The organism is Haloarcula sediminis (assembly GCF_035656455.1).
GTDB classification, from domain to species: Archaea; Halobacteriota; Halobacteria; order Halobacteriales; family Haloarculaceae; genus Haloarcula; species Haloarcula sediminis.
Window position 1 is genome coordinate 272,755 of the sequence record NZ_JAYMGA010000001.1, and the last position, 12,532, is coordinate 285,286.

Genomic DNA, 12,532 nt, shown 5'->3' on the forward strand with positions numbered 1-12,532 from the left:
TGGTGTGTGAACGCGACCGGGGTCCGGCGACCATCTGAGCGGCATCTGCCGCCGGTGCAGTTGGCTACGCTCCCTCGTCGTCCAAGCACTCCCGCAGTGGCGACAGCACCTCGTCGACGACGGTGTAGGGGTCCGATTCGCGGGCCATGACGGCGTCGACGTGCGCGTCGAGACCGCCCTGGCGTTCGAGTTCGTCGGCGAGCAGGCCGTTGGCGTCCTCGCGCAGCAGCGTCCGTATCTCGGCCGCGAAGCGGTCCCGGGCCTGCTGTTTGCGCCCCCCGGTTCGGTCCAGGTAGTCGCCGTGGTCGTCGATGGCCCCGAGGAACGCCTCGACGCCTTCGGCGCGGTTCGCGACCGTTTCGACGATGGGCGGCTCCCAACCGTCGGCCTCGTCCGTCCCGTTGCCACCGGCGGCCTCGACCATCTCGGTGCCCGAGGCGCCGTGGTGACCGGCGCTGGACCGGCCCTGTAGCATCTCGCGGAGCTGCTGGACGGTGCGGTCGGCCCCGTCCAGGTCGGCCTTGTTGACGACGAATACGTCGCCGATTTCCAGGATACCCGCTTTCAGCATCTGCACGTCGTCGCCGCTGCCCGGCGGCACCAGGACGGCGACGGTATCAGCGGTACGGACGATGTCGACCTCGTTTTGCCCGGCGCCGACCGTCTCGACGATGACGTAGTCCTTCCCGAAGGCGTCAAGCGCGGTGACAGCGTCCGTGGTGGCCGTCGACAGCCCGCCCAGCGAGCCCCGCGCGGACATCGAACGGAAGAACACGTCCATGTCGCCCGCGTTCGAGGCCATCCGGATGCGGTCCCCGAGTACCGCGCCGCCCGAATACGGCGAGGACGGGTCGATGGCGATGACGCCGACGGTGTGGCCCTGCTCGCGCAGGCGGGCGGCCACCTTGTCCACGAGCGTGGATTTGCCGGCGCCGGGACTGCCCGTGACACCGATGACCTCGGCGTCCCCGGCGTGTTCGTGGAGCCGGGAGACGACCTCGCGGTAGCCCGGCGAGCGGTTCTCTATCTTCGTGATGACGCGGGCCAGCGCGCTGTGCTTGCCGGCGAGCAGGTCCGCTACCAGCTCGCTCATCGCTCGGGGGACTGCTCGCGGATGTACCGTATCATCTCCTCCATCGACGCGCCCGGACCGAATATCTCGTCGACGCCCAGCTCGCGCAGCTCGCCCTGGTCGTCGTCGGGGACGATACCGCCCACCAGCACTAGCCGGTCGTCGAAGGCGCCGTACTCCTTGAGCCCGTCGAGAATCCGCGGCACCAGCGTCTTGTGGGCTCCCGAGAGGATGGAGATGCCGACCACGTCGACGTCCTCCTGGACGGCGGCCTGTACCACCTCGTCGGGTGACCGGTGGAGCCCCGAGTAGATGACCTCGAAGCCGGCGTCCCGTAGCGCGCGGGCGATGACGTGGGCTCCTCGGTCGTGCCCGTCCAGCCCCACTTTCGCGACCAGACAGCGGATGGTGCGTTCGTCCTGCTCCTGCTCGACACTCATGGTGAACGCTACCACGCCATCCGGTTTGATTCTTGCCCCGCGTCGGCAGCCGTTCCTTCCACTCAGACTACATTCCCATGTCGTTCGCGGCCTCGGGAACCGGCAGCGAGTTCGGCGCCACACCGAGCAGTTCGGCGGCGTGATCCAGTGCCATGTCGAAGCCGTAGTAGCGTTCGAGCTCGTCCCCGTCGGCACTCGGCCGGACCTTCAGCATCGCGTACCCCTCGACGTTCTGGGCGATTGCGGCGGTACCCGTCTCGCCCTCGAAGGTGAGCAGCCGTTCCGTTTCGGTCTCCGTGTACCTTGCCGTGATGCCGTCGGCCGTCGCTTCGGTCGCTGTCATTGCCCGGTGTTGGGACTGAACCGCTTGAAAGCTGTCGGTCGGCGGTGGAAGACTTATGGTCGCGTCCGCTGTGGCTCCGGTATCGTGACCGAACGCGGCCCGATGCGTGCGGCCCTCGCCCGCCGGCTGGCCGTCGACCGCCGGGCGCTCGCGGCCTTCCGAATCGCGCTGGCGCTCGTCGTGCTCGCCGACCTCGCGCGGCGCGTCCCCGACGCCCGGGCCTTCTACACCGACGGCGGCGTGCTCCCGCGGTCGCTGCTCGCGGCGCTCTATCCCGGGTACGCGACCGCGTCGCTGCACGCCCTCTCCGGTGCGCTCCCGTTCCAGCTTGGCCTGTTCGCGCTGGCCGCGGTCGCCGCGCTGGCGCTGCTTGTCGGCTATCGGACCCGTCTGGCCGCCGTCGTCTCGCTCGTTTTGCTGGTCTCTCTCCAGCTTCGCAACCCGCTCGTCCTCAACAGCGGCGACGTGCTCCTCCGTCGCCTGCTGTTTTGGGGCTGTTTGCTCCCGCTTGGGAGCCGGTGGGCCGTCGATAGCGGGACCCGCGACAGCGAACCCACCGACAGCGTCGTCGGCCTCGCAACTGCCGGCCTGCTCGCCCAGGTCGTCGCCGTCTACGCGACGAACGCGGCCGTGAAACTTCGCGCAGACGTCTGGCTCCGGGGCGACGCGGTCCGCTATGCCTTCCAGCTCGACCACTTCACCGTCGGCCTCGGGAACGCCGTCGCCGGCTGGACGCCCGCGCTCCGACTCGCGGCCTGGGGCTGGCTCGCGCTGCTGGTCCTGTCGCCGCTGCTGGTCGGCCTGAGCGGTCGCGCCAGGGCGGCGCTGGTAGGCGCCTTCGCCGCGGTACACGCCGGCATGCTGGCGACGATGCAACTGGGCGTCTTCCCGCTGGTGTCGCTTGTGGCGCTGGTCCCGTTGCTCCCGGGACGGGTCTGGGACCGCGTCGAGGCCCGAACGGCCATCCCCTGGCGGCTGCCACGCCGCCCACGGACGCCGCTCACGGCGCGCGTGCCCCCGCTCGAACGAGGCGCGCGCGGCCTCGCCGCCTGCTGTCTCGCGGCCCTGCTAGTCGTCAACGCCGTCGGGCTCGGGCTGGTCGGCGCGCCGGCCGGGACTCCCGACCAGGTGACCGAGCGCTCCTGGGACATGTTCGCGCCGTCGCCGCCGCTGTCGACGTGGTGGCTGGTCGCGCCGGCCACGCTCTCTTCCGGCGAGCGCGTCGACGCCATCACCGGCGAGCCGTTCGACGCGTCGCGGCCGCCGGAGGTCGCTGCCGTCCACGGCAGCGCCGGCTGGCGGAAGTTCTTCGCCGACGCGAAATGGGAGCCGCGGCTCCGGGAGTCGCTGGCCCGGTTCCTCTGTGCCCGCTGGAACCGGAGCCACGACACCGGGATGCGGACGGTAGAGCTCTGGCACGTGACCGAGCGGACCGACCTCGACGGGCCGGAGACGGTCGAACGCGATCGACTGGGCAGCTATCGGTGCGGGCAAACGTGAGTCGAAAAGACCGAGGCGGGGCCGGCCGTGGGGCCCGTATGGCGAAGTGGCTCCAGAGCGGTCGGCGACGCGACATCTGTGTCCTGCTTTCGGCGGCCGAGGACGGCGAGTTGGCCGGCCAGCGGCTGAAGACGCGGCTCGAATCCCGCTACGACACGCGCATCGACCCCAAGAGCTTCTACGGGGCCCTCGACGCGATGGAAGACGCCGGATTCGTCGCGGTGCGGACCGACGGCATCGCGGACAAGTACTCGCTGACCGAGGCCGGGGAAAAACGGCTCCGCGAGCAGTTCGAGTGGATGCGCGAGAGCCTCGGAGAGGGCTGACGACCGGGCGCTCTGCACTGGCACTCCCTGTACTGCGGGCGTCGATAGCTACAGGCTCTAGCGCCGTCAACGGGGCGGCGTACCGCCGGACTCCGAAATATACGAATTCTGACTTCTCAATCGGACGCGAACGAATCACGTGCTGTAACCCACTGATGTGGCCCCGGAGTAGATATTTACTCGCTTCGTAGTAATTGTCAGAGTAAAGATACTTATGCCGGGCGCTTGAACGGATATACGACGCACCCCTACACCCCTACCCGACCCTTCGGGGCCCCCACCAACCAATGAGCGAATCACTCGACGCCTCGGCAACGAACGCCGACACCACGGTCGCACAGGTCATCGACACCATCGCGGAAACCACGTCCGACGTTCGGACGGCAATCTCCACGGACCGGGGCCACAGCGACAAGGTAAACCCGACCGGCGACGAGCAACTCGCCGCGGACCTGCGAGCGGACGAGCTGTTCCAGCAGCGGCTGCTCGCCATCGACGGTGTGGCGAGCTACGCCAGCGAGGAGCGGGAGGACGTAGTCGACTCCACCGGGCGGCTCCACCTGGCCGTCGACCCGCTCGATGGCTCCTCGAACCTCGAACCGAACAGCGGGATGGGGACCATCTTCTCGGTGTACTCGGAGCGCCCGCCCACGAGCGGCCGGAACCTCGTCGCGTCGGGCTTTGTCGTCTACGGCCCGGTCACGTCGATGCTGGTGGCCCGCAACGGACGCGTCCGTGAGTACCTGCTGGAGGACGGCGAGAAGCGTCTCGTCGACAACGACGTCACCGTCCCCGAGGACCCCACCGTCTTCGGCTTCGGCGGCGGCGTCGACTCCTGGACCGACTCCTTCGAGTCGGTCGCCGAGGAGATTCGCCAGGAGCTCAAGCTCCGCTACGGCGGCGCGATGGTCGCCGACCTCAATCAGGTCCTGAACTACGGTGGCGTCTTCGCTTATCCCGCTCTCTCGTCCCGACCGGAGGGGAAGCTCCGCCTCCAGTTCGAGGGCCACCCGATGGCCTACATCGTCGAGTCGGCCGGCGGGAGTTCCTCGGACGGCGAGGGGTCGTTGCTGGACGCCGAGCCCGACGGGCTCCACGAGCGGACGCCACTGTATCTGGGTAACGACGCGCTCATCGACCGCATCGAGTCGTCCGTCGCACGGTAACGGCGCCGCTTTTCGTACTGTCGGGGGCTCAGTAGCCGAGATATATCGCCAGCGCCTTCAGCACGCTGTAGACGGTCACGACGACCCCGACGAAGGCGCCCAGAACCGTGCCGACGATGCCGCCCGGCCACAGGGCCAGCGGGTCCGGCAGTCCCGCGAGGGGGCCGGCGACCGACGCGGGCAGCAGCGACCCGCCACTCGCTTCGGTCACGTTCGTGACCGGCGTCCCCGCCACCGACAGCTCCCCCGCCGTCGAGAGGTTCTGCTCGTAGCTACCCGTCCGCGTGGTCCCCGCCGGGACCGATATCTCGTGGGTGGCGACACTACTGTCGTTGAGCCGGACGCTGAACGGGTACGTCCCGTTGGCGCCGCCCCGGTTCGTGGCGGTGACCTCGATGCGGACGGTGTCGCCCACAGTCGGCGCTGTCTCGTTGACCGTCACGTTCGTGACGGTGATGTCGGACCGCTCGGTGCCCGTCGCCGGCCCGTCGTCGCCCGACTGTGCGTCAGTAGCCGAGGCGTCGGTGTCGGCCCCACCGTTGCTCGCCGCGTCGGACCCTACCGCGAACTGTGAGAGCCCCGGCGCCGTGGCCTGATAGACCACTCGGTCGTCGGACCGGCTGACGACGGACGTGGGCAGGGCCGTCCAGCCGTCGGCGTTCCGGTGCAGGGCCACGTCTCCGGGGGATAGCCCGGAGTTGTTCAGGGTCGCTCTGTCGACGCCGAATCTGAGACTCACGCGGTTTGCGGGCCCGTCGTGGCCGATCTTGAACAGCCCGAGCGACCGGCCGTCGAACGACGCCGGGGTGCCGTCGGTCGCCCGGAACCGGAGCGACACCGACGTGTTCGCCGGGAACGCGGCACTGAGCCGGTCGAGTGTGACGCTGTCGGTCCCGGCGAGGCTGCCGTTCTCGGCCCGGACCTGCTGGACTAGCCCGGTCCCCCGGACGGTCGCGTTCGCGTGTGTCTGATTGCGCGGCGCGACGGTGACCGGGCTGTCCGCGGTCTTGCGCACCCGTATCGCTCTACTCTCGACGGCCGTGTGGCCCTCGCTGTCGGTCACTTCCAGCGTGATATCGTGGCGCCCGGCCGTCGCGAACGCGACCTGGACCGACGCCCCCGAGAGTACGGTCCCACCGTCGATACGCCACCGGTACCCCTCGATGCCGTCCTCGTCGACTGTCTCGGCGGCGCTGAAGTTGACCGTTGTATCCACTGTCGTCGTCTCCGGGCCGTCGAAGACGATTTCGGGCGCCGAGTCCTCGTAGCGGAACTGCCGCATCCGGGACATGATCCGCTGGTTGTCGTAGCGGTCGACGGCGCGCTCCCAGACGAAGCTGTAGGCCCCGTACTCCGGGACCGTGTACCGGGTGACAAACGTCGTGTTCGCGGCGTCGACGGCGGTGAAATTCGCTCGCGTGAGCTCGTCCGTCGCCGGGCCGGTGACGGCCACAGTCAACTCGGTCAGGGGCTCGTTCGACTCGACGCGCAGCTCGACGGCCGAGGCGTTCACGCGCGTCAGGTCGAAACGCTCGAAGTCCGGGACGACGGTGTCCATCCCGGTTACCGACTTCGTGCCGGTCGTCAGCTCGTTGCCTTCCGTGTCTGCTATGCCGCCGCCGTCGCCGAACCCGACCGTGACGTTGTTCACGTCCAGTCGGTCTTCGAGGAGCAACGCCACGGTCGCTCCCTCGCCGGTGGATTCGACCGAGACGTTGGAGACGTTTCCGGCGCTGAGGGTGAAGTCGTCAGCCGAGACCGTCCCCCGTTCGATGGTGCTGTTGTCAGTGAACGCGAGTTCGATCTCCTCCGGGCCAGCCTTCGTCGCGTTCTCCCAGGTGGGCGGCGCGGTGTCGTTCTCCCCCGACTGCTGTGTTCCGGCCGCCATCACCGGGCCGGTGACAGCGAGCAGCACCGCGAGCACGCAGAGCGAACTGAGGAGCCAGCCGGCGGCGCGAACCCGTCGCGGGGACGCCGCCACACACTCGTCACTGGCTCTTCGCATACGCGCCAGTTGCCGGGCAGCGACTATCAATGGCCCGGCCCCGTTACTACCGGTGATACTCACTCCGGTGGCTACTTGCTCACGGGAGCGACACCAATCGGCGCGGCGGTCAGCCGGCCCCCGTCACCGGAGCCAGGGCTTCTCGACCGGCTCGAACCGGTGCCCACAGGCCGGACAGACGATGCGGTGAGTCCCGTCGACACGGACCGCCTCGAAGCGGGGCGTCCAGTCCCGATGTCCACACTGCGGACAGCGGCGACGGAGTGGCGGCATCATGCCCCATCCTACGCGTCCGGTGTGGAAGCCACTGTCGGGCGCTTCTGTCCGCGAGGAGGCCTCTTACCTGAGTGTCACGCTCTCGACGAATAGTCTACTAAAGATGGAACATAACACTCGCTCCTGAGGAAAATCAAAAAGGCATTGATTATCCAGCACTATCCGGGTATGTGATACAGGTATGCCAAAAACAATTCTCAAAACGATTGACGAACTGCTAGCGGGTATCGAAGAAGACGTAGATAGTTCAGAAACCATCTACAAGGCGCGGAATGCGAGGCAACTGATTCAGGTACTGTTACAGCGCCGAGACGATCTTGATGAAGCGATTGACGAGACAGTTACTGACGATGAAATAGTCGAGAATCTACGGGACTTGGGGTATCTCGAGTGATTTTGTGTGCGTAATCGGTAGATGTACAGACAAACCGAGCGGATGTTTTCCCCATTCAAGCGAGTAAACAAGCTGTGCTCCACCAACGGACACTGGCACACAGCCTGTCAACGGGCTCGGAGGGGGACTTTCGGTGCCCCACTCTCACGGACGCAGCGAAATGTGGCGGTATCGGGCGCCGACCCCTCTCAGCCGCTCGAACGGCGGAACGAGCGGACGATGCGGCGGGCCGGCGTCGATTGTGGCGGCATACAACTAACACCCTCCCTCACGATGGCTGACACATGGCGTCGATCCCCGAGCAGTACCACGACCTCTTCGAGAAGCCGACGTTCGCGCACGTGACGACGATGCTCCCCGACGGCCGACCACACACGACGCCGGTGTGGGTCGACTACGACCCGGACGGCGACCGCCTGCTCGTCAACACCGAGCGCCACCGGCGGAAGGCCAAAAACGTCGACCGGGACCCGACTGTGTCGGTCAGCATGACCGACCCCGATGACCCCTATCGGTTCCTCGCTGTCACCGGCGAGGTAGACGCGGTGACCACCGAGGGGGCCCGCGAACACATCGACGAACTCGCGGCCCGTTACATGGGCGAAAACGAGTACCCCCAGCCCATCGAGAGCGAGCGGGTCATCCTCCGGATTCGCGCCGACGACGTGTTCCACGGGGGGTGAGCGTCCGGCTCCCCTGTGGCGAATACGCCCATGGCCGGCGGCATCCTTTTGTCCGTTCTCGCTCACGGCTAGGGTATGTCCGACGAGGTAAACCCGTTTGAGAGTCTGCAGGAGCAGATCGACGACGCAGCCGCCTACCTCGAATACCCCACCGACGTCCTAGAGCGCCTGAAACACCCCGAGCGGGTGCTGGAGGCGAACCTCTCGGTGGAGCTAGACGACGGCTCTATCGAGGTTGTCCGGGCCTTTCGCTCCCAGTTTAACGGCGACCGCGGCCCCTACAAAGGCGGTATCCGCTATCACCCCCAAGTATCGCGCGACGAGGTCAAGGCCCTCTCGGGGTGGATGGTGTACAAGTGCGCCGCCGTCGGCATCCCCTACGGCGGTGGCAAGGGCGGTATCCGCATCGACCCGCGTCAGTACTCCGCGAGCGAAATCGAGCGTATCACCCGCTCGTTCGCGAAAGAACTCCGGCCCCTCATCGGCGAGGACAAGGACATCCCCGCGCCCGACGTCAACACCGGCCAGCGGGAGATGAACTGGATAAAGGACACCTACGAGACGCTGGAAAACACCACGGAGCCGGGCGTCATCACGGGGAAGGCGCCCGAGTCCGGCGGGAGCGCGGGCCGGGTCGAGGCGACCGGTCGGTCGGTGATGCTCACCGCGCGCGAGGCCTTTGACTATCTGGGGAAAGATATCGAGGACGCGACCGTCGCCATCCAGGGGTACGGTAACGCGGGCTCTATCGCCGCGAAGCTCATCGACGACCTCGGTGCGAACATCGTCGCCGCCTCGGACTCCTCGGGCGCTGTCTACAACCCCGACGGCTTCGACCCCCGGGCCGCGAAGGCCCACAAGCGCGAGACGGGCTCGCTGGCGGACTTCGAGGGCGCGACCGACGCGATGTCCAACGAGGCGCTGCTGACGATGGACGTGGACCTGCTGGTCCCCGCCGCACTGGAGAACGCTATCGACGGCGACATCGCTCCCGACGTCGAGGCCGACATCATCGTCGAGGCCGCAAACGGCCCGCTGACACCGCGGGCCGACGACGTACTGACCGACCGCGACGTGGCTGTCTTCCCCGACATCCTCGCCAACGCCGGCGGCGTCACCGTCTCCTACTTCGAGTGGGTCCAGAACCGCCAGCGCTTCTACTGGTCCGAAGAGCGGGTCAACGACGAACTGGAGACCATCATCACCGACGCCTTCGACAACCTCGTCGACACCTACGAGCGCACCGACGCGCCGAACTTCCGGACCGCGATGTACGTCGTCGCCATCGAGCGCGTCGTCGACGCCGCCGAGGAGAGCGGTATCTGGCCCTAGTAACGGTTTCTTGTTCTACATACACTGGTACTGAGAGCCAGAAAGCCCCGGCCTGCTAACCTCGGGGGGCTCGCTGTGCGCTTCGGTCGCTACGCTCCCTGCAGTGCTTGCGTCGCCCGCCGTCGGTTAGCAGGCCGCCCCTTTCAGTCCCGCCCATAGCCGGTTGGGCAGCCGGCATGGGTGGGACTGAAAGGGGCCGTGCTCTCGACGAAGCACGGCGAAGTAAGCACCGCAGCCGACCAGCGGGAGGCGAGGGGCACAGCGAGCCGCGCGAGTCGAGAGCGCGGGGGCTTTCTGGCTGTAAGAGTCCTTGCTGGCGGCACGAACGAACTCTGTGACAGTTACTAGCCGACCGCCGGAGTTTTGTTCTACTCGGCCCAACACAATACTATGCCCGTTTTCGAGCGCGAGGTCCGCGTGTCGGCACCCCTCGACGACGTCTGGGAGTTTCACGCGACGGCCGACGGTCTCGTGGCGCTGACGCCCGACTGGATGCACCTCCGCGTCGAGGAGAGCCGTGGACCCGACGGCGAGCCCGACCCGGCGGAGCTGACTGCCGGGTCGGTCGTCGTCTCCTCGATACGGCCCTTTGGCGTCGGGCCGCGCCAGCGGTGGGTCTCCGAAATCGTCGCCCGCGAGGAGCGCGAGGACGGGGCGATGTTCCGGGACGTGATGCGCGAGGGGCCCTTCCCGGAGTGGGAACACACCCATCAGTTCCGCGCGGCCGGCGACCTCGCGACCGTCGTCCACGACCGGGTAGTGTACGAACTGCCCGGCGGACGCCTCGGCGAGGTCGCCGGACCGCTGGGATTTGTCGGGATGGAGCCGATGTTTCGATTCCGCCACCGGAAGACCAGAGAGCTCTTGGAAGCCTAAACGGCGTCGCTGATACTGCCGCCTCGGACAAGCCTTTCAGTGTCGGCCGAGTACAGATGCTATATGACTGATGTAGTAGTCGTCGGCGGCGGTCCCGCCGGCCTCAGCGCGGCACTGTTCACGGAGAAAAACGGCCTCGATACAGTCGTCTACGACACCGACGAGACGTGGATGCACAAGGCCCACCTGTTCAACTACCTCGGCATCGACTCGATGGACGGTACCGAGTTCGTCGAGGCCTCCCGCGAGCAGGTCGAGGAGTTCGGCGTCGACATCACGGAAAGCGAGGTCACGGGCGTCGAGCAGGGCGACGACGGCTTTACCGTCACGACCGAGGACGGCGAGGCCGAAGCGACCTACCTCGTGCTCGCGACCGGTGCCGACCGCTCGCTGGCCGAGGAACTGGGCTGTGCCTTCGACGGCGACCTCGTCGACGTGAACCTCTCGATGGAGACCAGCGTCGAGGACGCCTACGCCACTGGCGCGATGGTCCGCGACCAGGAGTGGCAGGCGGTCATCTCCGCCGGCGACGGCGGCGCAGCGGCGCTCGATATCCTCTCGAAGGAGGAAGGCGAGCACTTCCACGACTTCGACGTGCCGGCCGACGCCGAGTAAGCCGACCGCCCCGCCGTTTTCGAGCCCGCTCAATCGGCCGACCGCTCGATAGCGCCGCGGATGACGGCGGCCTCGAAGTCGTGGTCCGGGCGGATGTTGACGAAATCCAGAAACTCCTCTGCGGCCAGTAACTCCTCGGTCGTGTAGTACGTTCTGGCCGCCTCGACGGCGGTGTGGGCGCCGACGAGTGGCTCCAGCGCGCCGAGCGCACAGGCCACGTCGTAGGCCCGGGCGTCGTCGATGGCCGCCTCCCGGACGCTGGTCGCGTCGATGAAGTAGAGCCGGTCGTCGGCCACGAGGACGTTCTCCGAGCGGAAGTCGCCGTGGGCGAGTCCGGCCTCGTGCATCCGGTGGAGGAACTCGAAGACGGTCTCCGCGTGTGAGGCGACTGCCTCGGTCGGCAGTTCATCGAGGGTCCGGAAATCGTCGAGATACTCGAGGACGATGACGCCCAGCCCCTCGTACTCGAACGCCTCGATAGGTTCGGGCGCGTTGACGCCGAGTTCGCGCATCCGCTCGGTCGCCGCCAGCTCGTGCTCGGCCATGCCGTAGGGCGTCCCGAAGTGCTCGAAAAAGCCCTCGGTCCCCGACGAGAAGGCGCCGATGTTACGCCCCGTTGTCAGGAGCGCGTGGACCAGCGAGTTCTGTGGAGTGACGACCTTCACGAACCAGCGGTCCTCGACGACCATCGGCGTCGAGAGCCAGTTGTCGGCCTCCAGAAACCGGACGCGGCCGGCGGGCTCGTCGTACCGGGACAGCACCGCCCGGCTGACGCCCTCCAGTTGCGACCACGGGACCGTCCCGCGGAGGAGCCGTCTGAACGCCACGGGCAAAAGACGCGAGGCCGACGCATAGATGTTGTGTCCCACACGGCCGTGTCACCGCGGCACCTGTCGCGACACTCCCGACAGCGACACGGCCACGCCGTGGGGTCGGGCCGACTCAGTCCTCGACGGGCGGGACGACGGTGACCGGCACCGTCGTCTCGTTGACCACGGCGAAGGCGGCGTCGCCGCTGCGCAGCCGACCGCCCAGCCCCTTCGCCTCGTGGCCCATGACGATGTGGGTGATGTCGACGTCCTCGGCAATTTCGAGCAGTTCGCTGGCGATGCGAGCGCCGGACCGGCGGCCGTGGCGGCCCACGTACTCCAGGGCGACGGTCGCCTCGACCGGCTCGTCGGTCAGTCGCTCCGTGAGCGCGTCGCGCATCCGCTCGGCGGTCCGGTCCGCGTCGGCGTCGTCGACCAGGTGGACGACATAAAGCGACGTATCGAGTCCCGTACCGAGCGCGACGGCCGTCTCGATGACGCGGGTCGCGGCCTCGTCGTCGGCGACGGCGACCAGGATGGTCATATCGGCTCTACGGGCCGGGCGCAAATATCGCTTGTCGCGCGCGGTCGAACGAGCCCGTTCCCAATCCGAACATCGGCCCTCGGCACGCCTGTCGGCTGGCGTGCCAATCCGGGGCCGTGGGGAAGCGTGCAGAGCGTTCGTCACTCACCGG

15 protein-coding genes are annotated in these 12,532 nt (G+C 67.5%); 8 read left to right on the forward strand and 7 right to left on the reverse strand.

From position 1 onward, the window contains the following. Positions 1-64: 64 nt before the first annotated feature. From meaB to VJ162_RS01485, 3 genes are all read right to left on the reverse strand, one after another. Positions 65-1,093, reverse strand: coding sequence for a methylmalonyl Co-A mutase-associated GTPase MeaB (meaB, locus tag VJ162_RS01475; protein ID WP_324661930.1), 1,029 nt, complete (start codon positions 1,091-1,093; stop codon positions 65-67). Next, positions 1,090-1,512, reverse strand: a complete 423-nt coding sequence (locus VJ162_RS01480; RefSeq protein ID WP_324661933.1) for a cobalamin B12-binding domain-containing protein — start codon at positions 1,510-1,512, stop codon at positions 1,090-1,092. Before VJ162_RS01480 ends, meaB begins: the two co-directional genes overlap by 4 nt. A gap of 67 nt (positions 1,513-1,579) precedes the next feature. Then, positions 1,580-1,855 (reverse strand): DUF7111 family protein, encoded by a 276-nt coding sequence (locus VJ162_RS01485; protein WP_324661934.1) that lies wholly within the window; start codon positions 1,853-1,855, stop codon positions 1,580-1,582. 84 nt (positions 1,856-1,939) lie between these two features. Between VJ162_RS01485 and VJ162_RS01490 the strand changes: the two genes are divergently transcribed. From VJ162_RS01490 to VJ162_RS01500, 3 genes are all read left to right on the forward strand, one after another. After that, positions 1,940-3,355: an HTTM domain-containing protein gene (locus VJ162_RS01490; RefSeq protein WP_324661935.1), complete on the forward strand. Its 1,416-nt coding sequence runs from the start codon at positions 1,940-1,942 to the stop codon at positions 3,353-3,355. Between the two features lie 38 nt (positions 3,356-3,393). Beyond that, positions 3,394-3,681, forward strand: coding sequence for a PadR family transcriptional regulator (locus VJ162_RS01495; RefSeq protein WP_324661936.1), 288 nt, complete (start codon positions 3,394-3,396; stop codon positions 3,679-3,681). Positions 3,682-3,968: 287 nt separating this feature from the next. Beyond that, on the forward strand, positions 3,969-4,847 hold the full coding sequence (locus VJ162_RS01500) for a class 1 fructose-bisphosphatase (RefSeq protein WP_324661937.1): 879 nt from the start codon (positions 3,969-3,971) through the stop codon (positions 4,845-4,847). A gap of 28 nt (positions 4,848-4,875) precedes the next feature. On the opposite strand, the gene VJ162_RS01505 is transcribed toward VJ162_RS01500, so the two are convergent. Further along, on the reverse strand, positions 4,876-6,852 hold the full coding sequence (locus tag VJ162_RS01505; protein ID WP_324661938.1) for a PKD domain-containing protein: 1,977 nt from the start codon (positions 6,850-6,852) through the stop codon (positions 4,876-4,878). Positions 6,853-6,975: 123 nt separating this feature from the next. After that, the gene (locus VJ162_RS01510; RefSeq protein ID WP_324661939.1) at positions 6,976-7,128 is read right to left on the reverse strand and encodes a hypothetical protein; all 153 of its coding nucleotides are present in this window, start codon (positions 7,126-7,128) and stop codon (positions 6,976-6,978) included. Between the two features lie 181 nt (positions 7,129-7,309). Here VJ162_RS01510 and VJ162_RS01515 point away from each other — a divergent pair, with 181 nt between their 5' ends. From VJ162_RS01515 to VJ162_RS01535, 5 genes are all read left to right on the forward strand, one after another. Further along, a complete protein-coding gene (locus VJ162_RS01515; RefSeq protein WP_324661940.1) occupies positions 7,310-7,522 on the forward strand; it encodes a hypothetical protein in 213 nt (70 codons plus the stop codon). Positions 7,523-7,806: 284 nt separating this feature from the next. Continuing rightward, a complete protein-coding gene (locus tag VJ162_RS01520) occupies positions 7,807-8,205 on the forward strand; it encodes a pyridoxamine 5'-phosphate oxidase family protein (RefSeq protein ID WP_324661941.1) in 399 nt (132 codons plus the stop codon). 75 nt (positions 8,206-8,280) lie between these two features. Continuing rightward, the gene (locus tag VJ162_RS01525) at positions 8,281-9,537 is read left to right on the forward strand and encodes a Glu/Leu/Phe/Val family dehydrogenase (protein WP_324661942.1); all 1,257 of its coding nucleotides are present in this window, start codon (positions 8,281-8,283) and stop codon (positions 9,535-9,537) included. A 390-nt stretch (positions 9,538-9,927) separates the two neighbouring features. Continuing rightward, positions 9,928-10,413, forward strand: coding sequence for an SRPBCC family protein (locus tag VJ162_RS01530; protein WP_324661943.1), 486 nt, complete (start codon positions 9,928-9,930; stop codon positions 10,411-10,413). A gap of 63 nt (positions 10,414-10,476) precedes the next feature. Then, a complete protein-coding gene (locus VJ162_RS01535) occupies positions 10,477-11,028 on the forward strand; it encodes an FAD-dependent oxidoreductase (RefSeq protein WP_324661944.1) in 552 nt (183 codons plus the stop codon). 29 nt (positions 11,029-11,057) lie between these two features. Here the strand turns inward: VJ162_RS01535 and VJ162_RS01540 are convergent, their stop codons facing one another. Continuing rightward, complete coding sequence (locus tag VJ162_RS01540) at positions 11,058-11,855, reverse strand: RIO1 family regulatory kinase/ATPase domain-containing protein (RefSeq protein ID WP_324661945.1); 798 nt, start codon at positions 11,853-11,855, stop codon at positions 11,058-11,060. A gap of 115 nt (positions 11,856-11,970) precedes the next feature. After that, positions 11,971-12,381 (reverse strand): universal stress protein, encoded by a 411-nt coding sequence (locus VJ162_RS01545; RefSeq protein WP_324661946.1) that lies wholly within the window; start codon positions 12,379-12,381, stop codon positions 11,971-11,973. Between the last annotated feature and the right edge of the window lie 151 nt (positions 12,382-12,532).